Below are 26413 nucleotides of genomic sequence, written 5' to 3'. Positions count from 1 at the left end.
AGCACCGGCGGTAAAATCGGCGAGGTTTGGCGGCACGCTAAAATTGATTCACCGTCCGTTCTGCAGAGAGCACCCCATGATCCTTCCCGCCAAGGCGTTCCAGCGCTGGCTGCAAGGCATCGCCCCCGATGCCAGCACAGCAGACGTCTGCAGGGTCTCCGGGATAAAGAGGACAACGCTCGCCCAGCAGCTGGTCAGGGGCAAGGTCTCCGTTACCACCGTGGTCAGCATCGCCCGGGCCTACAGCGTCAATCCGGTCGCCGCACTGGCGTATTTCGATGACTACCGCGAACTGGCCGGCCCGCTCCCGCCGCCTACCCGCTGCGAGCTGATCAGCCAGATTTCGACCCCGGACCTGCTGCAGGCAGCGCTTGCGCGCCCCGCCATGGACCCCGCGGGGAGGCCACGACCACAGCCGCCCGCCCTCAGCCCCGCCCCGCATGCAACCTCCGTGAAGAACTGGGTGGACGCCATTGACGACGGCGAGGTGCGGCACCGCGTCTCGGCTGCCACCGGGGTGGCGCCCCAGAACTACTCCGCCCAGCTGACTGCCAACCGGCTCTCCCCGGAACTTGCCCTCGCAACCTCGCGGGCAGCCGGGGTGGGGCCCACAGGGGGCCTGGTGGCCACCGGGCTGATCACGGAGGAAGAGGCAGGCTGGCCGCCGGGTGCGCGCCAGGCGGCCCTGGACAGCATGTCCGACGGCGACCTCACCACCCTTGCCGGGGACCGGCTCCAGGCGCTGGGGAAAGTACTGCGGCGCCAAGAGCAGGACCAAGCACAGACAGAAAAGATCTGGGAGAACCTGGGATGATTGAAATCCTTCAATGGGCCACGCTGGCCGTCTGCGGCCTGACCGCCATAGCGCGGGTACCCAGCCTGCTGCGGGGTGAGAACCGGTCGCCCTTCTATATCTTCGCCCTGATGACCCTCGCCATCCTGCTGAGCATCGAGGCGCCCTACGTGGTGATCGACCAGGCGCTAGGCGGGATCAATCTGGCAAACCTCCTCCTGCGGTTCGTCATCTTCGCCACCATCTTCTTCCTGGGCATCCGCGTCACCAAGGGGTTCGGTGCCGAGGGCGCCTACCGGCTCATCACCGGAAGGGCGGGGATGATCGTACTGCTGGCCATCTCCGTGGCGATGGTGGCCGTGTTCTTCCTCATGGACACCGCAGGATCGTCGGCAGGGCTCGTGGGACCGGCCCGGCGGGACGCCCGCAACGCCGTCCTGGTGGAGTACTACGGGGCAGCCGGCCGGGCCTACCCGTCCTATATTTCGCTGGTGCTCCTGCCTGCCATGGTCCGTGCAGTGCGGAGCCGCCTGCCCGTCCTCGTGCGGATAGCGGCCGGGCTCCTGGCGCTGGGCGGAGTCGCCATCGCCCTCTCACTGCTGTTCCCGTTCATTCCCCGGTCCTGGGACGCCGTGGAGTTCGTGGTGAACTACACGGCGGTGCTGTGCTTTGTGATCGGGCTTGCGCTGATCTGGGCCGCAAGGGTGCAAAACGGCAAGAGCATGGGCAGGCAAAGGACATCTACCGAAAAGTAACCAAGCGGCTTTCACAAAATCATTAGAATGTGAAACAATCATGAATGTGTGAAGGTGGGACCGAGGGGCGTTTACGAACGGGGATAAATTCTTGAACGCTCCCTGTCCCGGGGGCCTTTGCACACATTGGGGGGATGAGTGGTGGCGGCCGTTGGGGACCGCCCCCACTCAGCCTATTTAAGGCCCATTTCGCTTGAGTTTTTGGCCAGATATGGCGACTTCAGGGGCCTTGAAGTCGCCATATCAGCCCAGAAATTCTGTGGAACTTATGCGCGGGTGAACCTCAGCGTGACCAGCTGGAACGGGCGCAGCTGCAGGGTGGCACCACCGGCCCCGGCCTCTACCCCTGGTGACTGGACGTCCCGCTCCAGCAGATCGACGGCGCGGACAGCCGCTGACGCAAAGTTGGCAGTGACCCTCCCGGTGGAGCGCTCCCCCAGTGACTCGTAGAGCCTGGCGATCACATCGCCCGACCCGTCCTCAGCCAGCTTGACCGCTTCAATCACCAAGGCTGGGTTGGTTACCGAGAACAGCGGTTCAACGGGCGCGGCCCCGCGGACCATCCGGGGTGCGAGGTTGGTGCGGTAGCCCTCCTGGACAGCCTCGGCAATGCCGGCGCCGGGACGAATGGTGACGGTCAGGTCATGAAGCCCGCGGTCGGCCTCCGGGTCCGGGAACTTGGGAGCGCGCAGCAGGGACAGGCGCACGGTGGTGGTGGTGCCGCCGTCGGACTCCCTGACGTTCCTGGCCACGTCATGGCCATAGGTGGACGCGTTGGAGACCGCCACCCCGTAGCCGGGTTCGGCAACGTGGATCCAGCGGTGCGCGCAGATCTCGAACTTCGCCGCCTCCCAGGACGTGTTGATGTGGGTGGGCCGGAAGACGTGCCCGAACTGCGTCTCGGCAGCCGAGCGGTCGGCCCGGATGTCCAGGGCGAACCCTAGCTTCAGAAGCTTCTCCCGTTCCTGCCAGTCCACCGAGGTGGTGATCGACAGCGACGGACTCTCGGGCGCCAGCGTGATCCGCTGCGTGATCGAAGAGGCTCCGGCCAGCCGTTCCACCACCACGACGGCGGCCCCGCCTTCGCCTTCCAGCCGGACAGATTCCGCACCGGTCAGCGCAGTGACGTTGCGCCGGTAGAACTCGTCGATGTCCCAGGCATCCCATTCATTGGGCGTGTCGCGGTGCAGTTCCAGCAGGTTGCCGTACTGGTCAGGGGCGATGGCCTCCCGGCCGCTGGCGTAATCACGCAGGGATGTCAGGAGGCCGTTCGCGTCCAGCACCGCGCGGATGACGCCGTTGTCCAGAACGTATCCGCCTGCTTCGGCCGTTGCGCTGACGGCTTCGGAAGAAAAGGCCGGTTCTCCCGCCGCCAGGGCGGGCACGCCATCCCTGGCATGCGGCGCGGCATTGAGGAGGAACTCCCGCTCCCCCGAGCCGAGCACCGCAGCAGCGGCCTGGCCGATCAGCGCTTCCAGTCCGGCCTCGATCGCCTGGTAGTTGCGCTCGGCATCCTGGTGGACCCAGGCGATGGAACTGCCGGGCAGAATGTCGTGGAACTGCTGCAGCAGCACCAGCCGCCAGAGGCGCTTCAGCTCAGCGGCCGGGTAGGCGTAGGCGCCGTCGGTCCGGACCGCTGCCGTGGCGCACCACAGTTCGGCTTCCCGCAACAGGTGCTCACTGCGCCGGTTGCCCTTCTTGGTACGGGCCTGGCTGGTGTACGTTCCGCGGTGCAGCTCAAGGTACATCTCCCCCACCCAGACGGGCAGCGAGGTGTAGTCCTGTTCGGCCTGCCGGAAGAAACTCTCCGCGGACCCGATCCGGACCTTCGGCGATCCCTCCAGGTCGGCGGTGCGGGCCGCAGCGGCGAGCATTTCCCGGGTAGGTCCGCCGCCGCCGTCGCCGAAGCCGAAGGGAACCAGTGACACTGTTCCCCGCCCGTGGTCCCGGTAGTTCCGTTCGGCGTGGGCCAACTCCCGGCCGCTGAGTTCGGAGTTGTAGGTGTCCACCGGGGGGAAGTGCGTGAAGAGGCGGGTACCGTCAATGCCCTCCCAGTTGAAGGTGTGGTGCGGCATCCGGTTGGTCTGGTTCCAGGAGATCTTCTGGGTCAGGAACCAGCGGCTGCCTGCGGACTTCACGATCTGCGGAAGTGCTGCGGAGTATCCGAACGAATCCGGCAGCCACGCTTCACGGCATTCGATGCCGAACTCCGACAAGAAGAAGCTCTTGCCCTCCACGAACTGGCGGGCCATGGCCTCGCCGCCGGGCATGTTGGTATCCGATTCCACCCACATGCCCCCTACGGGCACGAACTGGCCGGAACATACCTTTTCCCGGATCCTGCTGAAGAGCTCAGGGTAGAACTCCTTGATCCATGCCAGCTGCTGCGCGGATGAGCAGGAGAAGACGAAGTCCGGGTTGTCGTCCATCAGTGACACAACGTTGGAAAACGTCCGCGCGCATTTGCGCATGGTTTCCCTGACCGGCCACAGCCAGGCGGAATCGATATGGGCATGGCCGGTGGCAACCAGCTGGTGGGCGGATGCATAGGCAGGCCTGGCCAGGACGCCGGCAAGGGCTTCGCGGCCGGCAGCTGCCGTTCCGGCAACGTCGTCCGGGTCCATGACGTCCATCATGCGTTCAAGGGCGCGGAGGATTTCGTGCCGGCGGGGAAGCTCCAGCGGCAGTTGCTCCATTAGTCCTGCCAGGGTCCAGACGTCCTGCTGGAGCTCCCATACGGTCTGGTTCAGTTCAGCGATCGCAATGGTCCCCAGCCTGTACTGCGGCGCCGTTCCGGCAGTGGACTTGTCCCCGTAGGGGGTTGCGGCAAAGGTCCAGCCCTGGGCAACGTCGGGATTTGCCGCAGCTTCCACATAGAAGTCCACCGCCATGCCGCCGCCCAGCAGTTTCAACGGGATGTACTGGTTCCGCGGCGAGACGGCCTTGATGATGGTTCCGTCCGGCCGCCAGGCGATGCCCTCGCACTGGAATCCCGGCGTCTCGATGGTGAATCCCAGGTCCACCAGCACTTCCACCGTGGTGTCCGGTTCTGTGCCCCAGGATTCGGGGACCTCACCCTGGAGTCGAAGCCACTTGGTGCCCCACGGTTTGCCCCAGGCGGCGCCATGCTCCTGCGGGTGGAATTCCTGCCGCATGGCCTCCAGTGCAGGGACCGGTTCGTCCGGCACATCGCAGCTGCTCAAGGCAAGGGGGAGGATCCGGCCGTAGACGGAAGGGGTGATGCGCTCACGCACAAACCTGTGGAGGCGGACTTCCGTTATCCGGCGGTCATCATGCAATGTGTGCCCTCTTTTAGAGTGTGGAAGTGGACCATGGTGTCCATTCGATGGACAAATCTACCCGCTAGTAGCCTCTTATCCAACCCCTCCAGGATCATCCGTGGGCATCTGCAACCGCCTCAGGACGCCGGAACCTCAGCCACCGGCCTGAGCACCCGTGCGTCGCCGGCGTACACGTTGAGGCTGGTTCCCCTGCTGAAGCCCGCCAGCGTCAAGCCGCTCGCCTCCGCGAGTTCCACCGCCAGGCTGGACGGCGCGCTGACCGCGGAGAGCACGGGAATTCCGGCCAGGGCGGCTTTCTGCACCAGTTCAAAGGATGCCCGCCCGGAGACCTGCAGCACCGTGCCGCGCAGTGGAAGGAGGCCTTCGCGCAGGGCCCAGCCCACCACCTTATCCACGGCATTGTGCCGCCCCACGTCCTCACGGAGGCAGAGAAGCTGGGCGCCGCCGTCGTCATTGATCCTGAACAGCCCGGCCGCGTGCACTCCCCCGGTCTCCTCAAAGACGCGCTGGGATTCCCGCAACAGCGCCGGCAGCGACGCAAGCACGTGCGCGTCCATCGTGACGGGATCGTCCTGGGGGCTGTAGTGCGAGGATTTCCGGACCGAGTCTATGGAGTCCGTACCGCAGATGCCGCAGGAACTGGAGGTATAGACGTTGCGTCCCGTGTCCGGAAGGGGGACGTCGGGCCGCAGCTGGGCTTCCACCACGTTGAAGGTCTGCATGCCGTTTTCGTCCTCGCCGGCGCAGAACCGCAGGGACACCAGCTGGTCGGCGCTCCAGATGACGCCCTCGGACACCAGGAATCCAGCCACCAGGTCAAAGTCGTCGCCCGGAGTACGCATGGTGACGGAGAAGGACATCCGTCCCAGCCGGATCTCCAGCGGTTCCTCCACCGCCAGGACGTCCTCCCGGTGCCGGACCGGAAACTCGAGGGCCTTTGGCGAGCCGTCCAGCAAATACTTGTGCACCTTGCGGCGCTGGGTTACGCGTCCCATGCTTCCTGCCTGTTCATAGCTCCATCATGGCAACCGCAGTGCCCCCGCTCAACCGAAGCGGGCGGCTGCCCGGAACGCTCGGGGACTCCTGCGGGGCGGGGACATCCTGCCTACCCAAGCAGGGCACTCCAGTCCACCGGACCCGCAGGCGGCTTGGCTGCAGCCCGGCCGCTTTTCGGCTTCGCTTTGGCGGGGGTTGCCTCAGGCGCGGGAATGGGCGGGCCCCAGGGCAGCGCAAAGGCCGGCACGGGTTCGCCCAGCTGCACGCCGTGCGGCGGCACCACCATTACCCCGTCAGCCGAGGCCAGCCCACGCATCATCCCCGGCCCCGTGTGCTGGGCAGGCGACGCCATGCCGTACAGGAGGCGGAACGGCATCAGCCGCGTGCGGCCGGGATCCGGTTCGATTACTGTGCCGGAGGGTACCTGCTGCACGGCCGGCATGGTCCCGTGACCCAGTGCAGCGAGCAGCGGAGCACCTACCGTGCACAGCGCCATCATCGCGGCCAGCGGATTGCCCGGCAGCCCCAGCACGAACCGGCCGTCCGGCAGCTCGGCCAGCACGGCGGGGTGGCCTGGCCGCATGGCCACGCCGTCGACCAGGAGCCGCCCGCCCAGCTCGGCCACCGCCCTGCGCAGGTGGTCGGTGCCGGAAGGTCCGGTCCCGCCGGTCGTAATCACGACGTCGGCAGGCAGGTCCGGCACGCCCGGCACCTCCGGAACCACGTCCTCCAGGGCCGCGAGCCATTCGGGATAGGAGTCACCGATTTTTTGCTGGCCGCCGGGGATGCCGCCCAGCATCGTGACCACTGCGGGAAGCTGCGGACCGAACGTGTCCCGCACCTGGCCCGGAACGGGAAGCCCCTGCGCCACCACTTCGGAGCCTGTCAGCAGGAGCCGCACCAGCGGTTTGCCCTGGACACGCAGCTCGTCGTATCCGCCGAGGGCCGCAAGGGCCAGATGGGCCGGGTTCAACTCCACGCCGGCAGCCACCAGGAGGTCGCCTTCCAAGGCTTCCTCGCCTGCCTTCCGGATGTGCTGGCCTGTTCGGGGCTCACCCGGGCGGGCACTGCCGCCCGTTGTCAGGATGGGCAGCCCGTCATCGTCCTCGGCGAGTACGGCATTCTCGCTGCGGAGGACGGCCTTCCCTCCGGGTGGTATGAGGCCGCCGGTCACGATGGGGCTGGCCTGGTGCGGCGCCAGCCTGGTCCCGGGCTCGGCGGGAATCCAGGGCCCTGTCCCGTTGACGACCCACCCGTCCATCGCGGAGGAGGCATAGTGCGGCATGTCCTGCAGTGCCACAATGTCCTGGTCCAGCCTGCGTCCCAGGGCCAGCCCGAGTGCTACAGGCCCGGCAGGGATCGGCGTGGCGGCATCAAAGGCTGCCTGCCGGGCTTCTTCCCAGGTGTGGGCCAGATGGTGGTGCGCTTCCTGCCCTTCGGATTCGCCAGCTCCTGAGGGGGCGTCCTCGGTCATTCGCCGGGGGTCCCGGCGGCTTCAGCATCGTAGTCGGCGGCCAGGGAGCGGGCCACGGCAAGGGCCGAGTCCATGGAGGCGGCGTCTGTTGCATGGCCTGCCCCGGAGGCGAGGCCGGCGGCGTAGCCTGCAATGAAGGTGGTCAGCGGCGCGGCCGGGCGCACTACAGAATGGGCGGCCACTCCGGCAAGCGAGAGAATGGCATTGACATCCACCTGGACGTCTTCGAGTTCATAGGCCTGGAGCAGTGACCTGCACCATTCCTCCAGCGTCTCTTCCTGGCTTTTCATGAACTGCCTCCCAAGTTAACTGCGGCTGCGCCGGCCCTGGTCATCGTCCTGGTGGCCGGCGGCAATCCCTAGCGCGGCGGCATCGTCCCATGTGTCCACATCGGCTGTGGCCGCGGCGGGTACGGTGACAAGCTGCACGTCCAGACTAGCAAGGAGCGAGCGGACGGAGCCGTTGATTAAGGCTCCCCGGGCAGCGAGATCCTCCACGGCGTTTTTTAGCCCAGCCGTGCGATAAAAACCGGCGAGCGGCTGGGCCCTGCCATGGGGCGTGCCGTCGTCGGTTGCGGCCATGACCACGTCCGGCTTGCCGGGGCCATCAGCCGGTTCCGCTGACAGTGCGGAGGAGAGCCGGACCACGGCGTCGGCCACCAGTGGCATGTCGCAGGCAAGCACCAACGTGTACTCGGCTTCTCCCCCGCCCCGGGACAGTACCTCCAGCCCCGCAGCGATGGCGGCGGCGGGACCGGAAAATTCGGGCTGCTCCCGGCAGGATAGGACGGTTTCCGGCAGGCGCCCCGGATCCGGTCCGACCACCACAGTCCGGCGGGCACCGGACGCCGCATCGAGGGAACGTTCCAGCAAGGTGGCGCCACGGAAAAGCAGGTGCTGTTTGGGTACTCCGCCCAGCCGGGAGGACCGGCCTCCGGCGAGGATCAGGGCATCAAAATGCGGCAGCGGATCTTGCACGGTTCCAGCCTAGCCAGCGCAGGCAGGGACGCATAAACAGGAAAGGACCCGTCAGGCAGCGCGCTCCGGCAGCAGGAACGGGTCCCACGCGGGGGTGGGCTTCTCCAGTTCCTTGATCTGCCAGATGGTGCCGCGCGGAGGTTCCGGAACGAACCGGAGCTTCCAGCCCATTTCCGCGGGAGTGTGGTCACCCTTGGCATTGTTGCAGCGGAGGCAGGCTGCCACGAGGTTCTCCCAGGAGTCGGCTCCGCCGCGTGATTTTGGGTGGACGTGGTCGATCGTGTGCGCAGCCTTGCCGCAGTACGCGCACTTGTGCCCGTCGCGTCTCAGCACACCCCGGCGGCTGACGGCGGTGGCCTGGTTGTAGCGCGGGCGGATGTAGCGGTTGAGGAGGATTACCGAGGGGCGGCCCAGTATTTCCTGTGGACCCACCACGGGGTCGTCCCCTTCGGCCACCACGCTCGCTTTGCCCGTGAGCACAAGCACCAGCGCCCGGCGGAAAGTCACAACCGCCAGCGGTTCATATCCAGCATTCAGAACGAGAGTGCGCATGCACGTACCTCTTCACGGCCGCACCCGTCAGGGGCACGAGGGCCGGCTGCCCTCGGCATGTCCGGGCTATGGATCGACATCACAAGAGTAAACACAGAAGCGCATTATCAGGTAATCGCCGTCCCGGAAGAATTGTCCCGGACCCGCCAGCAGGCCACCGCCAACGGCGCAAGCACGCGCCTGCCCGAGGCGGCTGCCGCTGCAGTTTAAAAGGGGAAGGACCCCTGTCTTGCGGGCAGGGGTCCTTGCTCCATCGCCGGCCGTCGGGGGCTTCGGCCGGAAACGGAGGGTTCTAGTCGACGCGGATGAACACCGGGCCGGAGCCAACGTTGGCGCTGAAGACAACAGTCTGGTTGCCGTTGTAGCCGCCGTGGACTGCCTGGCCGTTGCCTGCGTAAACAGCGATGTGTGCCATGCCGGCGCCGCCGTCAGCGTAGTAGATCAGGTCGCCGGGCTGGGCCTCGGCCGCGCTCACGGTGCGACCCAGGGACAGGTAACCTGCGGGCCAGTCGTGGAAGTTGATGCCGACCGCGGCCAGGGAGTTGGTAACCAGCATCGTGCAGTCCTGCATGACACCAAGCTGGGCGTACGCGGCGGACAGGATGGCTGCGCCCTTGCCGCTGGCGGAAGCCGGTGCGGCGGGGGCCGACGCAGCGGAAACGGTGGCGGTGACCTTGGGAGCGGCAGCCGGCTGGGCAGCGGGGGCAGGGGCCGGCGCGGCTTCCTCCACCTCAACCTCGGGTTCTTCCACAACCACGGGAGCAGGCGTGGTGGTCACGGCCGGCTTCTCGTAGGTGATGGCGATGGTGGAAGCCGCGGAAATGGGCGCTTCGATAGCGGATTCAACTTCCAGGGCGGACGCCGGGGCCGAGTCGCGCTGGAAGTTGGCGTCGGCAGCGTTGGCCGCGATGCCGCTGGTCAGGACGAGACCGGAAGCCGCGGCGATCACGGCGGCCTGGCGTCCTACGCCGCCGGCGTTGTCGCCCACAGCCTTGGCAATGATGGCGATCGAGCTGGTTTTAGTGACCTCGGCGCGGTGCCGTGCGGTAGCACGAGTAGTCATCAGTTCTCTCTTTCGATTTCCTCGGGCCTGTGGGCAACCGAGAGTTTGGACGCGCCGGCATCTTGGGGGTACGTCGGCGCGCCCCGAACGGGGATGGTGATCTAGCGAAAAATTGCGGGCAAAGAAATAGTTCCCGGGGCCGAAGCCCCAAGAACTATTAGCCTGCGAGGGTGTAGAAGGAGGAGGAGCCGGTGGCGGCTACGGAGTGCAGAAGCGTCCCCTGGGAAGGGTTGAGGGCGCTGATCATCATGCCGTTGCCGACGTAGATGCCGACGTGCGCGCCGCCGTTCTGCATCACCAGGTCACCCGGCTGGGGGGTGGAGGTGGGGGTCATGGCGGTCCATGCGTTCACGCGGGGGATGCTGATGCCGGCCTGGGCGTAAACCCACTGGGTGAAGCCCGAGCAGTCCCAACCGGAGGTGGGGCTGGTGCCTCCCCAGACGTAGGGGCTGCCGATGCCGGTGTAGGCGATGGCGGCGAGGCCGGAAGTTGCCGCAGAAGCGGTGGCAGCAACAGCCTTTTCCGCCACGGTCGATGCGGTGGAAGCGGCGGCCTCGTCCTCGTCGTCAGAGGTGGACTGCGGGGTCACCCGTTCGACAACGGGAGCGGCGACGGTGGTGACCACCGGCCGCTCGAAGGACACGGTGGCGGTGGGTGCTGCGGTGACTGCAAGGGCGGTCTGCGCGGAACCGGACTCGGTGGAAGCGGAGATGCCGGCGGTGGTGTCCGCGGCGGTGGCCGGCAGTCCCATGCCAAGGACAAGGCCGGACGCGGCTGCAACTACAGCAGCCTGGCGACCCACTGTCCCGGCGTTGGCACTAACGGCCTTGGACACTGCGTCCAAAGGGTTGGTACGAACCGGTTGCGCACGGTGGCGCGCAGAATTCTGGCGTGAAGACACGAAGGTAGCCTCTCCCAATGCCTGCGAGGTGAGCTGTCGGATTCGGATGGGAGTCACCCGGCCGCGCCGCTTCAAGGAAGCTTTGCGACTTAACCCCAAGGCCTTCCGTGAAGAAGGCCAAAATTGGTTCCCCCGCCCCTGCCAGACGATGAAATGCGAACGGACCTTGAGCGGTGGCAGAGTTAGGCAATCCGCACAAGAGCGTCAACTTCGGAAAAGTTGACGCGAGTTAGACGGTACAGGAGTTTCGAGCGAATGTCACATTCAGGTCACGACTGGTCACGCTAATTCGAGAGTCAGCCATCATTTGACTAGAGCCAGCCTGTCGGATCCACGACTTCGCCGTTGACCTGCACTTCGAAGTGCAGGTGGCAGCCGGTGGAGGCTCCGGTGGTGCCGCTCAGTGCCACAACGTCGCCGCGCGAGACCGTCTGGCCTTCGGACACATTGAACGACGAGAGGTGGTTGTAAGTGGTCTCCAGGCCGTTACCGTGGTCGATCACCACACGGTTGCCGCCACCGAACTGGTGCCAGCCGACGAACGTTACGGTGCCGGTGGCGGCCGCGAGGACAGAGGTGCCGCACTGGGCAACATAGTCCTGACCGCGGTGGAAGTCGCCGGATCCGCCGGTGATGGGGCTGACGCGGTAACCGAAGGGGGAGGCTGTGCTCATCGACGCCAGCGGGGCGCCCAGGCTTCCTGCGGAAGCGGCCCGGGAAACGGCGCCGGCGGACTGTGCGCTCAGGAGCTGCTTGAGCTTGCCGTCCGGGTCTGCCTGGGTCACGACGGCCGAGCGGCTGAAGTCGATCTGGGCCCCGGCCTCGGCAGAAATCGCGGGCTGCGGGGTGACGGCCGAGGCTGCAACTGGAGCTATGCCCGCCTCATCGGTGGCCATGACCGGGCTGGTGGCCGGGACAGTGACGGTGAGCACCAGGCCGGTGGCAGCCAGGGCCACGCCGGCCTTCTGGCCAATACCGCTCGCCGAGGCAAACTCGGTGATCTGCCGGAACGGACCCCGACGGCGGCGCGCATCACGGTGGAGATCGCGGGGGCGCTCCGTGTGGATGACTTCGACGACACGCGGCGCCGAAGCGGGGCCTGCCGCGCGGCGGCGCCCCCTGGAGGTCTGCATGGACAAGAAGGATTCCTCTCTGGAAAGCCTGCGAAGTTAGCTGTCGGATTCGGGTCAGAGAGTTCAAAGACCCGGTCCGCCGTAAGCAAGCTTCGGCACAGAGATATCCCGCTGAGGGATTCCTTCACTGGAAGAGGCTTGCTGCTGACGGACTTCACCCCAAGGCAGTCCCCCGCTGCCGCTTGTGGTTCCCCCGCCTCTGCCAGTTATTGACTCGTGCTCCCGATCCGCTGGCAGAGCTCGGCTCCGGATCAGGTAACGCTTTTGTATCAACGCTCGGTTCAACTATAGGGGCTTAAGGCCCTTGGTAACAATTCCGTTATCTTGGCGTTACCGACGTCACGCTGCGGCGGAAAGACTTCCTAGCGGACGTGAACGAACACGTGCGCGGCAACTTCAGGCGGAAGTTCCAGGGCGCCTTCAATGCCCGGCACCCGGACCGAGATGTAGTCCCCCACGCGCTCCAGGGTTACCGCGGCGCCCGGGCGGATGCCGCCCTCATCAAGCTGGGACAGCAGTTCCGGCTCTACCTGGATGGGCTCCGCCAGCCGGCTGACCGTGACCTCCGACGCAGGCCCGTAGGACTTCATGGCTTCCAGGAGGCTGGTCACCGTATCGGTGGAGGCAAGGGAGGGCTGGCCACCAAGCGCGGCAAGGCCCGGAATCGGGTTGCCGTATGGCGATTCGGTGGGATGGTCCAGCATCTCGTAGATGCGCCGCTCCACCCGTTCGCTCATCACATGCTCCCAGCGGCAGGCTTCGTCATGCACATAGGCCCAGTCCAGCCCGATCACGTCGGCCAGGAGCCGCTCCGCCAGGCGGTGCTTCCGCATGACCTCGGTGGCGCGCTTGCGGCCGATTTCGGTGAGCTCCAGGTGGCGGTCGCCGGAGACCACCACCAGCCCGTCACGCTCCATCCTGCCGATGGTCTGGGACACCGTGGGACCCGAGTGGCGCAGGCGTTCCGCGATACGGGCCCGCAGGGCGACGATGTTCTCTTCTTCCAGCTCCAGAATGGTCCGAAGGTACATCTCCGTAGTGTCGATCAGATCCGTCATCCAGCTCAGCTCCTCGAGCGCAGTACCTTGCGTTGTCCCACCGTATCGCTGTTCACCGCGACGTAGTCCGTTGGCTAGCTTAGCCTATTTTGACTTAGTCCGAATAGTTGGAAGCCGCCCGCGAGGCCGTCTCAGTGGCTGGACTATGACGGTTCCGGTTCCCGCCCAAACAGCTGTTCAGGCAGAATGGGAAAGGCCTTCGATGCAGTCATCGCCGACTGCGCGCCAGCGACCATCCACCCGTCCGGACCTCAGCCGCGTCCACGCCGAAATTGGAGCCCCCGTGAGCGAACCAAGCATCACTATTCCTGCCGACCTCCTTCCCAAGGACGGGCGGTTCGGCGCCGGACCTTCCAAAGTCCGCCAGGAGCAGATTGATGCGCTGTCCGCCGCATCGAAGAACATCCTGGGCACCTCCCACCGGCAGGCACCGGTCAAGAACCTTGTCGGTTCAGTCCGCGAGGGCCTCAGCCAGTTCTTCCGCGCCCCGGAAGGATACGAGGTTGTCCTGGGCGTGGGCGGTTCCACTGCGTTCTGGGATGTTGCCAGCTTCGGCCTGGTGGAGAAGAAGGCACAGCACCTGTCCTTCGGTGAGTTCGGTTCCAAGTTTGCGGCCGCCACCAACAAGGCGCCGTTCCTGGACGCCTCCTCCATCATCAAGTCCGAGCCCGGCACCCGGCCCGCGGCGCAGGCAGAAGCCGGCGTTGACGTGTATGCCTGGCCGCAGAACGAGACCTCCACGGGCGTAGCCGCTCCGGTCAAGCGGGTGGCAGGTGCGGATGAGGGTTCCCTGGTGCTGGTGGATGCCACCTCCGCGGCCGGCGGCCTGGACGTCGATGTGGCGGAGAGCGACGTCTACTACTTTGCCCCGCAGAAGAACTTTGCCTCCGACGGCGGCCTGTGGCTTGGGCTGTTCTCCCCCGCTGCCCTGGAGCGCGCCGCGCGGATCAAGGCAAGCGGCCGCTGGATTCCCGACTTCCTGGACCTGCAGACGGCCATTGACAACTCGCGCCTCAACCAGACGTACAACACCCCGTCCCTGTCCACCCTGGTGACCCTGGACGCCCAGGTGCAGTGGCTGAACTCAAACGGCGGGCTGGACTTCGCTGCCGCCCGGACGGCCGACTCGGCAGGACGCATCTACAGCTGGGCCGACGCCGCCGAGTTCGCCACGCCCTTCGTGGCCAACCCGGATGAGCGCTCCAACGTCATTGCCACCATCGACTTCGATGAATCCGTGGATGCCGCCGTTGTAGCCAAGGTCCTGCGCGCCAACGGCATCGTGGACACTGAGCCGTACCGGAAGCTTGGCCGCAACCAGCTCCGGATTGCGACGTTCGTTGCCATCGAGCCGGATGACGTCTCCGCACTGCTGGCCAGCATCGACTACGTGGTGGGCGAACTCCGCAAGTAGCCTTTCCTTAAGTAGGACGGCGCCGCCCGGGTTTCGCCCGGACGGCGCCGTCTGTGTTTCCCGTCAAGGGGACGTCCAGCAGTTACTCCCTGCCGGCGTCGTTCGCCGAAGGCTGCGGGGCAGGTTCATCCGTGTAATCGGCATCGGAGGCGTCGGATCCGGTGAACCCGGCATCAGCGTCAGGTTCCGCAACCGCTGCGCCGGACGCCGGTTCGCTGTCAGCTTCGGTGGCTTCCGGCTCCTGCTGCTGCTCGTCCTCCGGCCGGACACGCTCAGCCCACGGCACCCACTCCGGAGCGAGGATCGAGTCCTCGGACGGCAGCAGGCCCAGCTCGCTGACGGTGACCACCTTGGAACGGGAGTTGCGCGTCACCACCGCGTACCACTGCCAGCCCACGTAGCCCGCCAGCTTGGACTCGAACAGGTGCGTGACCAGGCGGTCGCCTTCGCTCTTGGCTGCGAGGTGCCGTCCGATGTCCGCGGCGGCGGTGATGCCTTCCAGCGCGGTGCGGGCCGTCTCCACGGCACCGGCGAGGAAGGCGTCCGGCTTGCCGGTCCGCCATACTGGCACGCCGGCCCGGCGCTTGGGCGCGTTCCTGGCCACCGCCGGGGCTGTTCCCGCGGCAGGAGCGGTCGCGGCGCCTGCAGTGTCCTGCACCTGCGTCTGCGGCTGTTCAGCTTCCGGACTCATCGGCTGCTAAACGTCCAGCTCGTCGGCAACCTTACGCAGGGCAGCCGCGATGGCCTTGCCCTTGTTGCCTTCCGGGTATTTTCCTTTGGACAGCGTGCCGGACAGGTTGTCCAGCACGCTCACCAGGTCCTGGACCAGCGGCGCGAGGTCCCGGGCGGAGGGCCGCTTGGCCTTGGCGATGGACGGCGTCTTGTCCAGCACCCGCAGGCCCAGGGCCTGGGCGCCCTTGCGGCCGTCGGCCACTCCGAACTCCACGCGGGTGCCGGCCTTGAGCTCCGTCACGCCCTCAGGCAGCGACGATTTGGGCAGGAAAACCTCCTGGCCGTCCTCGCCTGCGAGGAACCCGAAGCCCTTGTCCTTGTCATACCACTTGACCTTGCCGGTAGGCACGTAATCAACCTTCTTCTTCTACTGTCATGAGACACAGCCAGCCGCCACCGCATCCGCATTGTTGTGCGGGTTCAAGGTATGGCCGCTCTAACCGTGTTGGTCTGTATCCTTCAAGGTTATCCTGCCCGGTGCCCTATTCACGCTTTCAACAGGGGCCGGGTAACAGCGTTCACGCCGGGCGCCCGGGGCGCTGTAGCGTTACGTCCATGACACCCTCGCGCTACCGGCGGCCCATCATGATCGCGGCCGCAGTCATTGCAGTGCTTTCCCTGGCGGCAGTGGGAGCAGTGATGGCCCTCGCTTTTGCCGGCTCGGTGGCGCCGTCATGGGTGACCTACGCGGCGCTGTACGGCCTGCCGGTGGCGTTCCTCCTCATGCTCTTCCTCGTCCTCGACAGTGTTGCCGGGCGGCGCCGGGCAGGAAAGCCGGACCAGCGGTAACGTTGGGACTGATGTCCCTCATACGCGCGCTCGGCAAGGATCTTGAGTCACGCAGCGACGACTCGTTGCGTGCGCTGTTCGCCGCGCGGCCGGACCTGCTCTCCCCCGCTGTTCCCGATTTCTCCGCCCTCGCTGCCCGGGCAAGTTCCCGGGTCAGCGTCCAGCGGGCCCTTGAACGGCTCAACCGGCCACAGATGCAGGTGCTGGAAACCCTTCACCTGTGCACCAACACGGATACCGAGCACAGTGCTTCTGCCGCTGGGCTGCGCAAGATGATCTCGGGTGCCACCGTGGCCACCGTCGAGCAGATCCTGGCCGGGCTGCAGGAAATGGCACTGGTGCACCGGGCGGCACCTCCGCACGGGACGCCCGCCTCCGCCTCGCGGCAGCACTATTACCTGCCGGTCGGGTGCCTCAAGGACGTTGTGGGGCTTTACCCGGCGGGCCTGGGCCGGAGCTACACGGAACTGGTGCGCCTCCAGCCGGCGTTCGCCCAGCGCGCCGTCCAACTGGTTTCCGAGCTGCACCACAGCGGCGCCGCCATCCAGGACGCCACCACCCCCATGGAGGCAGCCCTCGCACTGCAGCACTGGACGTCCTCTCCCGAGGCGCTGAAAGGCATCCTCGCCGGTGCGCCGGAACGGACGACGGCGTTGCTCGGCAGGTTCCGGAACTGGGCCATGGGTGCCGTCCCCCAGGCGCAACGCAAGGCGTCCGTCACGACGGAAGGCTCCGACGTCGGGCCGATTGACTGGCTCCTGGCCCGCGGCCTGCTGGTGCCGCTCGATGCGGCACACGTGGAGCTGCCGCACAGCGTGGGACTGTCCCTGCGTGGTGGCGTGATCATCGATGACTTCGCCCTTTCACCGCCTGTCCCGGAACTGGGCTGGACCACTGCCGTGCTGCGGAGGAACGCGGCGATGAGCGCCATCTCCGAGACGCTGAGGCTGGTGGGTGAACTCCTGCATGCAGTACGGGAGCAGCCCCTGGTGACGCTGCGCAGCGGCGGGGTGGGGGTCCGGGAAACCCGCCGGCTTGCCGAGCTGCTCCGTGTTGAGCAGGCCCGGGTTGGGCTGCTGCTGGAACTGTGCGGGCTGGCGGGCCTGATCCGGCTGGACGTGGACTCGTCGTCCTGGGTCCAGCCGCCGGAGCTCGAGTGGCTTGGCTTGCCGCGGCAGGAACAATGGCTGTGGCTGGTGAACGCCTGGCTGGCCAGCGAAAGGGTCCCCTCCATGGTGGGCCAGCCTGTCAACGGCGCGCAGGGACTGCCCGCTGGACACCGCACCGCTGCCGGCAGCACCATTGTGCCGCTGTCCGCCGAGCCGCAGCGCCCCGACGCCCCGGTAATCCGCAAGCGCATCCTGGAGATCCTGCACGAACTCACCACTGAAGCCGTGGCGCAGGACGGCGCGGCTCCCGTGCTGGACGCCGCCGCCGTCCTCCAGCGCGCTGAGTGGGCCCAGCCCCGGATGGCGCGGCGGTTCAGTTCGCTGATCCGCGGGGTTCTGGCGGAGGCCGAACTGCTCGGGCTGGTGGGGTCCGGGGCGCTGACGCAATTGGGCAGCGCCTTCGCGGAGGACCACCCGGACGCGGCACTGGCGATCCTGGGTGAACACCTTCCTGCTGCCTTGAACCACGTGCTCCTGCAGGCGGACCTCACGGCCGTCGCTCCCGGCTACCTTGCCCCTGAACTGACCGAAAAGCTCCTGGTCATGGCCGACGCCGAAGGCCAGGGGCCGGCCACCATCTACAGGTTCACGGACAGCTCCGTCCGCCGCGCGCTTGATTCCGGCTATGACGCCCCGGGGCTGCTGGAGTTCCTGCGGGAGCACTCCGCCACCGCGGTGCCCCAGCCGCTGCAATATCTGGTGGAGGACACCGCCTCCCGGCACGGCCGCGTGCGGGTGGGGCAGGCGGCCAGCTTTATCCAGAGCGAGGACGAGGCGGCCCTGCTCGAGCTCCTGTCCGGGCCCAAGGCGGCCGGGCTGGGGCTGGTCAGGATTGCGCCCACGGTCCTCATCTCCACGGCACCACCGCGGCAGGCGGCCCAGGTCCTGCGAAGCCTGGGACTGTCGCCTGCCGTGGAAGGGACTGAGGACCCTGCCATCAGGCTCCGGCGGAACCCCGTTCCGCAGGAAAGCCTCCGTCCCGTCTACACGCCGCCCCGCTCGGCTCCGGCGGACGAGGACGTGGCTGCCCAGCTGGCGGTACTGCGCCAGGCGGGCGCCGCCGTCGTACGCCAGCCCGGCGGTGACCATGCCGGCGAAGCGGCCACGCAGCTGGGGCTGGAGGTACTGCAGCGGGCCATCAGACTGAAGCAGCGGATCAGCATGAACGTGGTGGACAGCCTGGGGAATGCCAACCTTGAAGTTGTTGTTCCCCTCTCCGTAAGCGGCGGACGCGTCCGGGTGTTTGACCCTGCAAAGGAGACGGAGCGCGTCCTGTCCATCCACCGGATCATCGATGTTGAGGCCGCAGAGGAACTGCGCCAGTGAAGGACTCCCCCGCGTGAACGACGGACCCCTGATCGTCCAAAGCGACAAAACCATCCTGCTTGAGGTGGACCACGAGCTGGCCACCGAGGCGCGGCATGCCATCGCCCCGTTCGCAGAGCTGGAACGGGCGCCCGAGCACATGCACAGCTACCGGCTCACGCCGCTGGGCCTGTGGAACGCCCGGGCCGCGGGACTCGACGCGGAGAAGGTGCTGGACACGCTGCTGAAGTACTCCCGGTTCCCCGTGCCACATTCGCTGCTGATCGATATCGAGGAGACGATGTCGCGGTACGGCCGGCTCCGCCTGGAAAAGGATCCCCAGCACGGCCTGGTGATGCGGACGGACGACTACCCGGTCCTCGAGGAAGTGATCCGGGCAAAGAAAATCCAGCCCCTGCTGGGGCCCCGGATCGACGGCGAAACGGTGGTTGTGCACGCGTCCCAGCGGGGGCAGCTGAAGCAGCTCCTGCTTAAGATCGGCTGGCCGGCGGAGGACCTGGCGGGATATGTGGACGGGACCCCGCACCTGATCGCGCTGAACGAGGACGGCTGGCAGCTGCGGCCATACCAGCGGCTGGCCAGCGAAAACTTCTGGGCCGGCGGCAGCGGCGTGGTGGTGCTGCCCTGCGGTGCGGGCAAGACCCTGGTGGGGGCGGCAGCCATGGCCACCGGTTCCACCACCACCCTGATCCTGGTGACGAACACCGTTGCCGCCCGGCAGTGGAAGGACGAGCTGCTGAAGCGCACATCCCTGACCGCCGACGAGATCGGCGAGTACTCCGGTGCGGTCAAGGAAGTCCGGCCGGTCACCATCGCCACCTACCAGGTCCTCACCACCCGGCGGGGCGGCCTGTATCCGCACCTGGAACTGGTGGACGGCCACGACTGGGGCCTGATCATCTACGACGAGGTGCACCTGCTGCCGGCCCCGATCTTCCGGATGACGGCCGACCTGCAGGCAAGGCGCCGCCTTGGGCTGACCGCCACGCTGGTCCGGGAGGACGGCCGGGAAGGCGAGGTGTTCAGCCTGATCGGGCCCAAGCGCTACGACGCCCCGTGGAAGGACATTGAGTCCCAGGGGTACATCGCCCCCGCGGACTGCGTGGAGGTCCGCGTGGACCTGTCCAAGGATGAGCGGGTGGCCTACGCCATGGCCGACGACGCCGACAAGTACCGGCTGTGCTCCACCTCCGAATCCAAGACCCAGGTGGTGGAGGAACTCGTGGCCAGACATGCCGGGGAGCAACTGCTCGTGATCGGGCAGTACATCGACCAGCTGGATGACCTCGGCGGGCGCCTGGGGGCTCCCGTCATCAAGGGCGACACCTCCGTGAAGGTACGCCAGCGGCTTTTTGACGAATTCCGCGCCGGCGACATCCAGACGCTGGTGGTGTCCAAGGTCGCCAACTTCTCCATCGACCTGCCCGAGGCCTCCGTGGCCATCCAGGTGTCCGGCTCCTTCGGGTCCCGGCAGGAGGAGGCACAGCGGCTGGGAAGGCTGCTGCGGCCGAAGAAGGACGGCCGGGCAGCACGCTTCTATTCGCTGGTGGCGCGGGACACCCTGGACCAGGATTTTGCAGCGAAGCGCCAGCGGTTCCTGGCAGAACAGGGCTACGCGTACCGGATCATGGATGCCAAGGACGTCGGCCAGCCGGGCTAGCTACCGGTGACCATGGTGGGCATCAGTCGAAGTGAACCCAGTATTTAGGTGTCCCAAAACATCCTTCTGCGGTGACCCACATTTCCAGCGGGACGTCGTTGTCACGGTATGGTCCCGGGCGTACACTCAAAGCGCTGGGTTACATATCGGTAACAGGTCCTGAGCTCAGATCAGGACCAGGGCTTGGCTTCCGCTGCCTGGTCCGCCTCACAGAACGTTGCACTCATGCACGCACTGCCCAGCTTTATCCACGGCGCACCTCCAGCAATGACGGCTGGCTCCGTGCTGCCCAGCCGACTTCGATCCGCCGCGAAGAAGCGACGACCGGAGTAGTCCGGCCGTCACCCCTTCCAGGGGCGACGGCCGATCCAATATTGGGGAGAGTTGCTGGGGGATCAACGGGCGGACCACCGGGTCACGCCTGGTTTTCATCGGCCACTTAGATAGTGAGCGTCACCCATGAAAAACATCACGCGCGCCCGCTGGGGCGCTGGACTCGCCTGTCTAGGGTTTGTCCTTGCTGGAATGACCGGGGCACAGGCTGTGCTTCCGGACAGCACCTTCGAAGGCAATGACGGAAACCTTGTTGTAAATACCGCAGGGAATATTGACTGGGCCAACGTACCCGGCCGCAGCACAGGTGTAGACCGGGACCCCGGGCGGACTGATAATTCGTTCGGCCAGGGCACCAAAGAGGATGATCCAGCCACTACGGTAGTCACCGGTTCCATTCCTCCGAACAAGAACGACCTCACCCGCTTCTACGAGGCGTCTGAGCAAGCAGCGAACGGGGATATCTTCCTCTACCTGGCTTGGGAGCGACTGGTCAACATCGGCAACGCCAACCTGGACTTCGAGATCAGCAAGAATCCCACAGCGGGCTTTACTTCGGCGTCCACGGGAGACGTAGACCTCAACCGTACCGCGGGCGATCTATTGGTCACCTATGATTTCGCTGGCAGCGGCACACCGACGATTGGACTCAATACCTGGCTCACGGCGGGTAACGGCGATTCTGCGGACGACTGCTTTGCCGCCAATACTCTGCCTTGTTGGGGCGAAAACAAAAACCTGACAAACCCACCGGCCGGCGTACCTCCAGTTGCTGAAGCTGCCGTAAACACAGTCTCAGTCACTGAACCAATCGCGGGCGGTACTCTCGGCATCGGCTTGTTTGGTGAAGCCGCCATCAACCTGACCGACGCCGGCGTGTTCGAGGAAGGCGAATGTGAGGCATTCGGCAGCGCATTTGTTAAGAGCCGGTCCTCCTCGTCGTTCCCCGCGGAGCTGAAGGACTTCATTGCGCCAGTTCCGGTCAACATCAGCAACTGCGGAAGCATCACCATCAATAAGGTGACTCAAGACGAGCCCGTGCCCGGAACGAAGTCCTTCGACTACACAACGACCAACCTGACGCCTGCCAGCTTCTCCTTGGTCAACGGTGGCTCCCAGGCTTACAACGGACTTGCTGCAGGAACGTACTCCGTCACGGAGGGTGCCCAGACTGCACCGTGGAGCTTTGTGTCCCTAGTTTGCAGCACGGCCACCGGCGTGACTATCACAGGACAGCAGGTATCGATCGTGCTCGGCCCTGGCCAGAACGTCACTTGCACCTACACCAATAAGTTCACCAAAGGCCAGCCATCCATCACCACCGCCCAAGACTTGATCCCGAACGACAACCTGACACTATCCGGAGGAATCGGCACACCAACGGGAACCGTAACGTTCAACCTCTACTCCCCGAGTGATGCGACCTGCGCGGGTACCCCGGCGTACACGCAAACGGTCAATGTCTCCAACGGGACCGCAGCCACCACGAACACCACGTTCCATGCCACCGCAGAGGGAACCTGGCGCTGGGCATCCAGCTACAGCGGCGATGCCTTCAACGACCCGGCAACGTCTGCTTGTGGTGTTGAGCAGTTCACCATCGACAACAGCGTCCCCTAACCCGCGACCCTAGTGGCGGGGTTTCCGGCGGATGTCGGGGACCCCGCCCTCTCGTGCAGGCCACCTCCATTCCGCCCATCCAGGGTGGAAACTGGAGGCATGCACCCACGCAAAACCCCTGAGGTTCCCCTTCCCGGCCAGGAATCGGTCTGGGACTATCCACGGCCGCCCAGGGTTGAACCCAGCAACGAACGGGTCCGGATCGTCCTGGGCGGGGAGCTGGTCCTGGACACCACGGACTCTCTCCGGGTTCTTGAAACCAGCCACCCGCCTGTCTACTACTTCCGCCGGCAAGACTTCCGGCCGGGGTCCCTCATCCCTGCCGACGGCAGCAGTTTCTGCGAGTTCAAGGGGCCTGCCAGCTACCTGACCGTCGTCGGCGGCGGAATTGCTGCGGAACGAGCAGCCTGGTTCTATCCGGAGCCCATGGCCGGCTACGAGGAGCTGGCGGACCGGGTGGCTGTGTATCCGGGGAAGATGGACTACTGCGAGGTGGACGGCGAGCGCGTGCGCCCGCAGGCGGGCGGCTTTTACGGCGGGTGGATCACGCACCGCGTGGCGGGCCCGTTCAAGGGCGGCCCGGGCACCATGGGCTGGTAGCCACTTTCCAGTCAACGTCCAGACAACTCCCAGAGACTGGGAGCATGATGGGAGCATGAACAAGACCGGCCCCGAAGCCAAGCTCCTCGTTGTCGACGATGAACCCAACATCCGTGAGCTGCTCTCCACTTCGCTGCGTTTCGCCGGGTTCGAGGTTGTCTCCGCCGCCAACGGCCGGGACGCGCTGGCCGCCGCGGATACGCACGCGCCCGACCTGGCCGTGCTGGACGTCATGCTGCCGGACATGGACGGGTTCACGGTGACCCGGAAGCTCCGCGCCTCCGGGAAGCACTTCCCTGTCCTCTTCCTCACGGCCAAGGACGACACCGAGGACAAGGTCACGGGACTAACGGTGGGTGGCGACGACTACGTCACCAAACCCTTCAGCCTGGACGAGGTGGTGGCCCGGATCCGCGCCGTGCTGCGCCGCACGCAGCCGCTGCTGGACGACGACGCCGTCATCCGGGTAGGAGACCTTGAGCTCGACGACGACGCCCACGAGGTGCGCCGCGGCGGCACCGTTATTGAACTCTCCCCCACCGAGTTCAAGCTGCTCCGCTACCTCATGCTCAACCCCAACCGCGTGCTGTCCAAGTCACAGATCCTCGATCACGTCTGGGAGTACGACTTCAACGGCGATGCGTCGATCGTTGAGTCCTACATCTCCTACCTCCGCCGGAAGGTGGACATCGATCCCGAGGCGCCGGCCCTGATCCAGACAAAACGCGGCGTGGGCTACGTGCTCCGGACGGCAGAAAAGCGCTGACCTTGCTGGATCGGTGGAAGTCCTCCTCCCTGAGGACGCAGCTGGTGGCCATGATCATGGCCCTGCTGATTGTGGCCTTGACGGTGACCGGGGCCGGCACCCTCGCGCTGCTGCACAGCTACCTGCAGGGCCAGGTGGATGAGAAGCTGAACGCGGCCGTCGGCGTGGCCCGGAACCAGGGCTCGTTCAGCCAGCTGCAGGCACCCAATCCGGTGCCCACGGATTACTCCCTGCTCCTGTTCGCCCCCGGCGAGGACCCCATACCGTTCGGCGGCGACCCCAATATCCACCCCGACATCAAGTCCATGTCAGTGGTGGCGGCACAGGCACGGGGCGTGGTGCCGTACCAGGTCCGCGGAACGGACGGCGAAAACTGGCGGGTCGTCGCCGTTCCGGTCCAGACCAACCAGGGCGCCGGCGTCGTGGTCATTGGCCTGCCGCTGCAGAGCGTGGACGACGTCCTCAAACATGCCAGCCTGGTGGTCACGGGCGTTGGCCTGCTTACCCTGCTCCTGGCTTCCCTGATAGCCTCCTGGACCGTGTCCCGGGCATTCCGGCCCCTGGCCAGGGTGGAAAAGACGGCGGCAGCGATTGCCGCCGGCGACCTGTCCCGGCGCGTGGAGGTGGAGAATCCAGCCACGGAACTCGGCAGGCTCAGCAGTTCGCTGAATGCCATGCTTGCGCACATTGAAACAGCGTTCGCGGCCCGCACAGCCTCGGAAGCGAGGATGCGGCGGTTCGCCGCCGATGCTTCCCACGAGCTGCGGACGCCGTTGGTGACCATCCGCGGTTTTTCGGAGCTGTACCGGCATGGTGCCCTGGCCACCGACGAGGACGTGGCCACCGCCATGGGCCGGATCGAAAGCGAAGCCAAGCGGATGGGATCCATGGTGGAGGACCTGCTGCTGCTGGCCCGGCTGGATGAACAGCGTCCGCTGCAGCAAAAGCCGGTGGACCTGCAGCTGATTGCGCACGACGCCGTAGTGGACACCCAGGCCAGCGACCGCTCGCGCGTCATTTCATTGACCGGGCTCGACGGCGGCCCCGCCTCCCCCGCGCCAGCGCTCGGTGACGAAGCCAAGCTTCGCCAGGTGGTGGGCAATCTGGTGGGCAACGCCCTCCGCTACACCCCCGAGGGCAGCCCCATCGAACTCGCCGTGGGCGTCCGGCGCGCGAACGGTGAATCCCTGTCCGTCATCGAGGTCCGTGACCACGGGCCCGGGATATCGGACGAGGACGCCTCCAAGGTGTTCGAACGGTTCTACCGGGCGGACACTTCCCGGACCCGTGAAACAGGCGGCAGCGGCCTGGGCCTGGCCATCGTTGCCGCGATCGTGGGCTCCCACGGCGGTTCAGTCCGGGTGGCCCAGACCGACGGCGGCGGTGCCACCCTGGTGGTCAGCCTGCCCTGCCGTGAGGACCACCCGGAGCAGGCCGATGCCCAAGGCAGCGACGGCGAGGTTATCCACATATAGCGTTCGCCCTTGGCGCGGGGCGCACGGGCGTCCCTAGGCTCGTTGCAGTACCCGGAAAGGCCGGGCGGGGAAGCTTCTGCTGCCCACCATCGCGAAAGGCACTGCCATGAGCATCATCTCCGTCGATACCGACCTGCTGCAGCTGAAGTCCGCCAACGTGCAGGCAACCGTGGACAGGATCAGCGCTGACGTCCAGGCCATGAAGCACGGACTGGATGAACTCCAGGGGTCCTGGCGCGGCTCTGCCGCCACCAACTTCCAGGCCCTGATCGCCGAGTGGACAATGACCCAGGGCCGGGTCGAGGCCGCCCTGGCATCCATCAACGCCGCCCTGGCATCCGCTGCCGCCACCTACGCCCAGGCCGAACAGGGCAACACCCAGCGTTTCAGCTAGCCAGCCAGGCGGGCGGTTGTGCCTCCGCGGCGTGCGTTTTAGGCTTCCGGTGTCCCCTGGTGGAACCGGAGGCGCCAGCGGTCTCCGTCCAGGACCCACAGCGAACTCCGAAGGACGGTTCCGGAGCGGGTAAAGCTCCGGTAGGTCAGCAGGACGGCGCCGGTCCCGATCCGGTCAGCGCCCAGGATCTCAATATCGGTCCGCTCCCCGGGATCCTCCTCAAGCGCCATCATCATGGCATCGCGCGTCCACACCCGCCCCGAGCTGCCGATCTCCATAAAATCAGGGTGCAACAGGACGGCCGTGCGGCCGATGTCACCGCGCACCAGCGGGCCCAGCAGCTCACGCTCCAGCTCCTCGACGAGGGCTTCGGGCAGCGAGGCCTGACGTTTGGCTTCAGCGACGTCGAAAGCGTCGCTTTCGAGCTGGCTGAACAGGTCAGGTTCGTCCACGCTTCCCGGAGGAAGGGACCCCGGTGTCCGGCCGGATCCGGCGGCACCGGGAGTGGTGGCAACCGGCTGCGTCCCCGCACCCTGCCGCGCTTCCGGAGCTGCCTCTGCGGGCCGGGATTCCGGTGCTGGCCGGGATCCCGCAGCGGCAGCTCCGGAAGAGGGGTGGTGTCCGCCGGGGAAACCCGGACCTGAGCGCGCGGCAACGCCTTGCTGATAGGCCGTGGCCGCAGCACGGGCGCGTTCATCAGCCGCCTCATTCAGCTCGTGCCCGGCGTGCCCCTTGACCCATTCGAACGTGTACTTTCGGCCGGAAAGCTCCCGGTCCAGCTCCTTCAGGAGCTCGACGTTCAGGACGGGCTTGCCGTCGGCCTTGCGCCAGCCTTTGCGCTTCCATCCCGGCATCCACTTGGTAATCGAGTTGATGACGTATTGGCTGTCGCAGAGGATCCGCAGGTCCTCCCCCGGAAGATGGGCTGTGGCGCGCAGAAGGTCCAGCACCGCCATCAGTTCACCCTGGTTGTTGGTCCCGTGGGGCCAGCCACCAGCGCGCCAGCAGTCGTCATTCACGTACCAGGCCCAGCCGGCCGGGCCGGGATTTCCCAAGGCCGAACCGTCAGCCGCTGCAGTAATCGTCACCGGTCCATCCTGCCAGACCGGCGCGACAATGGCGGCACGTGCC

General features: G+C 66.3%; 24 protein-coding genes and 2 riboswitches. Of the genes, 11 read left to right on the top strand and 13 right to left on the bottom strand.

The genetic code is table 11. The features are described 5' to 3' along the window. Positions 1-76: 76 nt before the first annotated feature. Together ACJJV6_RS12115 and ACJJV6_RS12110 are read left to right on the top strand one after the other, a co-directional pair. Positions 77-814: a hypothetical protein gene (locus ACJJV6_RS12115; protein WP_009358162.1), complete on the top strand. Its 738-nt coding sequence runs from the start codon at positions 77-79 to the stop codon at positions 812-814. Continuing rightward, complete coding sequence (locus ACJJV6_RS12110; protein ID WP_009358161.1) at positions 811-1548, top strand: hypothetical protein; 738 nt, start codon at positions 811-813, stop codon at positions 1546-1548. Before ACJJV6_RS12115 ends, ACJJV6_RS12110 begins: the two co-directional genes overlap by 4 nt. Before the next feature lie 266 nt (positions 1549-1814). On the opposite strand, the gene ACJJV6_RS12105 is transcribed toward ACJJV6_RS12110, so the two are convergent. The 10 genes from ACJJV6_RS12105 to ACJJV6_RS12060 all read right to left on the bottom strand — a co-directional run bounded on the left by ACJJV6_RS12105 (position 1815) and on the right by ACJJV6_RS12060 (position 13004). Further along, on the bottom strand, positions 1815-4847 hold the full coding sequence (locus ACJJV6_RS12105; protein WP_407709007.1) for an alpha-mannosidase: 3033 nt from the start codon (positions 4845-4847) through the stop codon (positions 1815-1817). 119 nt (positions 4848-4966) lie between these two features. After that, a complete protein-coding gene (gene fdhD, locus ACJJV6_RS12100) occupies positions 4967-5845 on the bottom strand; it encodes a formate dehydrogenase accessory sulfurtransferase FdhD (protein WP_009358160.1) in 879 nt (292 codons plus the stop codon). Between the two features lie 110 nt (positions 5846-5955). After that, entirely contained in the window at positions 5956-7320 is a 1365-nt protein-coding gene (locus ACJJV6_RS12095) for a molybdopterin molybdotransferase MoeA (protein WP_354177286.1), read from the bottom strand. Continuing rightward, positions 7317-7610, bottom strand: coding sequence for a DUF6457 domain-containing protein (locus ACJJV6_RS12090; RefSeq protein ID WP_354177284.1), 294 nt, complete (start codon positions 7608-7610; stop codon positions 7317-7319). Before ACJJV6_RS12090 ends, ACJJV6_RS12095 begins: the two co-directional genes overlap by 4 nt. A gap of 15 nt (positions 7611-7625) precedes the next feature. Next, positions 7626-8297: a molybdenum cofactor guanylyltransferase gene (locus ACJJV6_RS12085; RefSeq protein ID WP_354177282.1), complete on the bottom strand. Its 672-nt coding sequence runs from the start codon at positions 8295-8297 to the stop codon at positions 7626-7628. 51 nt (positions 8298-8348) lie between these two features. Continuing rightward, on the bottom strand, positions 8349-8849 hold the full coding sequence (locus ACJJV6_RS12080) for an HNH endonuclease (protein ID WP_133352094.1): 501 nt from the start codon (positions 8847-8849) through the stop codon (positions 8349-8351). A gap of 292 nt (positions 8850-9141) precedes the next feature. Beyond that, positions 9142-9912 carry an NlpC/P60 family protein gene (locus tag ACJJV6_RS12075; protein WP_009358157.1) on the bottom strand — a complete coding sequence of 257 codons (771 nt, stop codon included), beginning with the start codon at positions 9910-9912 and terminating at the stop codon, positions 9142-9144. A gap of 157 nt (positions 9913-10069) precedes the next feature. Beyond that, on the bottom strand, positions 10070-10747 hold the full coding sequence (locus tag ACJJV6_RS12070) for a C40 family peptidase (RefSeq protein ID WP_009358156.1): 678 nt from the start codon (positions 10745-10747) through the stop codon (positions 10070-10072). Positions 10748-10817: 70 nt separating this feature from the next. Continuing rightward, positions 10818-11012: riboswitch (cyclic di-AMP (ydaO/yuaA leader) on the bottom strand. 112 nt (positions 11013-11124) lie between these two features. Next, positions 11125-11946, bottom strand: a complete 822-nt coding sequence (locus tag ACJJV6_RS12065) for a M23 family metallopeptidase (RefSeq protein ID WP_009358155.1) — start codon at positions 11944-11946, stop codon at positions 11125-11127. A 10-nt stretch (positions 11947-11956) separates the two neighbouring features. Next, a riboswitch (cyclic di-AMP (ydaO/yuaA leader) is annotated at positions 11957-12202 on the bottom strand. 106 nt (positions 12203-12308) lie between these two features. Next, entirely contained in the window at positions 12309-13004 is a 696-nt protein-coding gene (locus ACJJV6_RS12060) for a metal-dependent transcriptional regulator (RefSeq protein WP_133352100.1), read from the bottom strand. A 283-nt stretch (positions 13005-13287) separates the two neighbouring features. On the opposite strand from ACJJV6_RS12060, the gene serC reads away from it, so the two are divergent. Continuing rightward, complete coding sequence (serC, locus tag ACJJV6_RS12055; RefSeq protein WP_009358153.1) at positions 13288-14418, top strand: phosphoserine transaminase; 1131 nt, start codon at positions 13288-13290, stop codon at positions 14416-14418. 82 nt (positions 14419-14500) lie between these two features. On the opposite strand, the gene ACJJV6_RS12050 is transcribed toward serC, so the two are convergent. Both ACJJV6_RS12050 and ACJJV6_RS12045 read right to left on the bottom strand, forming a co-directional pair. Next, positions 14501-15109, bottom strand: coding sequence for a DUF3027 domain-containing protein (locus ACJJV6_RS12050; RefSeq protein WP_009358152.1), 609 nt, complete (start codon positions 15107-15109; stop codon positions 14501-14503). A 6-nt stretch (positions 15110-15115) separates the two neighbouring features. After that, positions 15116-15499, bottom strand: a complete 384-nt coding sequence (locus ACJJV6_RS12045) for a cold-shock protein (protein ID WP_009358151.1) — start codon at positions 15497-15499, stop codon at positions 15116-15118. A gap of 206 nt (positions 15500-15705) precedes the next feature. Between ACJJV6_RS12045 and ACJJV6_RS12040 the strand changes: the two genes are divergently transcribed. The 8 genes from ACJJV6_RS12040 to ACJJV6_RS12005 all read left to right on the top strand — a co-directional run bounded on the left by ACJJV6_RS12040 (position 15706) and on the right by ACJJV6_RS12005 (position 25282). Further along, the gene (locus ACJJV6_RS12040) at positions 15706-15939 is read left to right on the top strand and encodes a hypothetical protein (protein WP_009358150.1); all 234 of its coding nucleotides are present in this window, start codon (positions 15706-15708) and stop codon (positions 15937-15939) included. Positions 15940-15950: 11 nt separating this feature from the next. Next, a complete protein-coding gene (locus ACJJV6_RS12035; RefSeq protein WP_407709006.1) occupies positions 15951-18434 on the top strand; it encodes a helicase-associated domain-containing protein in 2484 nt (827 codons plus the stop codon). A gap of 13 nt (positions 18435-18447) precedes the next feature. After that, positions 18448-20094 (top strand): DNA repair helicase XPB, encoded by a 1647-nt coding sequence (locus ACJJV6_RS12030; protein WP_009358148.1) that lies wholly within the window; start codon positions 18448-18450, stop codon positions 20092-20094. A gap of 459 nt (positions 20095-20553) precedes the next feature. Further along, positions 20554-22047: a hypothetical protein gene (locus tag ACJJV6_RS12025; protein WP_152419570.1), complete on the top strand. Its 1494-nt coding sequence runs from the start codon at positions 20554-20556 to the stop codon at positions 22045-22047. A 99-nt stretch (positions 22048-22146) separates the two neighbouring features. Further along, positions 22147-22647 carry a DUF427 domain-containing protein gene (locus ACJJV6_RS12020; protein WP_009358146.1) on the top strand — a complete coding sequence of 167 codons (501 nt, stop codon included), beginning with the start codon at positions 22147-22149 and terminating at the stop codon, positions 22645-22647. 55 nt (positions 22648-22702) lie between these two features. Continuing rightward, entirely contained in the window at positions 22703-23413 is a 711-nt protein-coding gene (locus ACJJV6_RS12015) for a response regulator transcription factor (RefSeq protein WP_009358145.1), read from the top strand. A 2-nt stretch (positions 23414-23415) separates the two neighbouring features. After that, positions 23416-24888 carry a cell wall metabolism sensor histidine kinase WalK gene (locus tag ACJJV6_RS12010; RefSeq protein ID WP_009358144.1) on the top strand — a complete coding sequence of 491 codons (1473 nt, stop codon included), beginning with the start codon at positions 23416-23418 and terminating at the stop codon, positions 24886-24888. 106 nt (positions 24889-24994) lie between these two features. Beyond that, positions 24995-25282 (top strand): WXG100 family type VII secretion target, encoded by a 288-nt coding sequence (locus ACJJV6_RS12005; RefSeq protein ID WP_009358143.1) that lies wholly within the window; start codon positions 24995-24997, stop codon positions 25280-25282. 38 nt (positions 25283-25320) lie between these two features. Here ACJJV6_RS12005 and ACJJV6_RS12000 read toward each other — a convergent pair whose 3' ends face one another. Continuing rightward, positions 25321-26370 (bottom strand): RNase H family protein, encoded by a 1050-nt coding sequence (locus ACJJV6_RS12000; RefSeq protein ID WP_407709005.1) that lies wholly within the window; start codon positions 26368-26370, stop codon positions 25321-25323. Positions 26371-26413: the final 43 nt, after the last annotated feature.

The organism is Arthrobacter nitrophenolicus (assembly GCF_045833485.1).
GTDB classification, from domain to species: Bacteria; Actinomycetota; Actinomycetes; order Actinomycetales; family Micrococcaceae; genus Arthrobacter; species Arthrobacter nitrophenolicus.
This window is presented reverse-complemented; position numbering and strand designations above follow the sequence as displayed.

What these genes read in the sequence shown, in the direction of transcription:
- ACJJV6_RS12115 (WP_009358162.1), top strand. Translation starts at nt 77, where the DNA reads ATGATCCTTCCCGCCAAGGCGTTCCAGCGCTGGCTGCAAGGCATCGCC.
- ACJJV6_RS12110 (WP_009358161.1), top strand. Translation starts at nt 811, where the DNA reads ATGATTGAAATCCTTCAATGGGCCACGCTGGCCGTCTGCGGCCTGACC.
- fdhD (WP_009358160.1), bottom strand. Translation starts at nt 5,845, where the DNA reads ATGGGACGCGTAACCCAGCGCCGCAAGGTGCACAAGTATTTGCTGGAC.
- ACJJV6_RS12095 (WP_354177286.1), bottom strand. Translation starts at nt 7,320, where the DNA reads ATGACCGAGGACGCCCCCTCAGGAGCTGGCGAATCCGAAGGGCAGGAA.
- ACJJV6_RS12090 (WP_354177284.1), bottom strand. Translation starts at nt 7,610, where the DNA reads ATGAAAAGCCAGGAAGAGACGCTGGAGGAATGGTGCAGGTCACTGCTC.
- ACJJV6_RS12080 (WP_133352094.1), bottom strand. Translation starts at nt 8,849, where the DNA reads ATGCGCACTCTCGTTCTGAATGCTGGATATGAACCGCTGGCGGTTGTG.
- ACJJV6_RS12075 (WP_009358157.1), bottom strand. Translation starts at nt 9,912, where the DNA reads ATGACTACTCGTGCTACCGCACGGCACCGCGCCGAGGTCACTAAAACC.
- ACJJV6_RS12065 (WP_009358155.1), bottom strand. Translation starts at nt 11,946, where the DNA reads ATGCAGACCTCCAGGGGGCGCCGCCGCGCGGCAGGCCCCGCTTCGGCG.
- ACJJV6_RS12060 (WP_133352100.1), bottom strand. Translation starts at nt 13,004, where the DNA reads ATGACGGATCTGATCGACACTACGGAGATGTACCTTCGGACCATTCTG.
- ACJJV6_RS12050 (WP_009358152.1), bottom strand. Translation starts at nt 15,109, where the DNA reads ATGAGTCCGGAAGCTGAACAGCCGCAGACGCAGGTGCAGGACACTGCA.
- ACJJV6_RS12040 (WP_009358150.1), top strand. Translation starts at nt 15,706, where the DNA reads ATGACACCCTCGCGCTACCGGCGGCCCATCATGATCGCGGCCGCAGTC.
- ACJJV6_RS12035 (WP_407709006.1), top strand. Translation starts at nt 15,951, where the DNA reads ATGTCCCTCATACGCGCGCTCGGCAAGGATCTTGAGTCACGCAGCGAC.
- ACJJV6_RS12025 (WP_152419570.1), top strand. Translation starts at nt 20,554, where the DNA reads ATGAAAAACATCACGCGCGCCCGCTGGGGCGCTGGACTCGCCTGTCTA.
- ACJJV6_RS12020 (WP_009358146.1), top strand. Translation starts at nt 22,147, where the DNA reads ATGCACCCACGCAAAACCCCTGAGGTTCCCCTTCCCGGCCAGGAATCG.
- ACJJV6_RS12015 (WP_009358145.1), top strand. Translation starts at nt 22,703, where the DNA reads ATGAACAAGACCGGCCCCGAAGCCAAGCTCCTCGTTGTCGACGATGAA.
- ACJJV6_RS12005 (WP_009358143.1), top strand. Translation starts at nt 24,995, where the DNA reads ATGAGCATCATCTCCGTCGATACCGACCTGCTGCAGCTGAAGTCCGCC.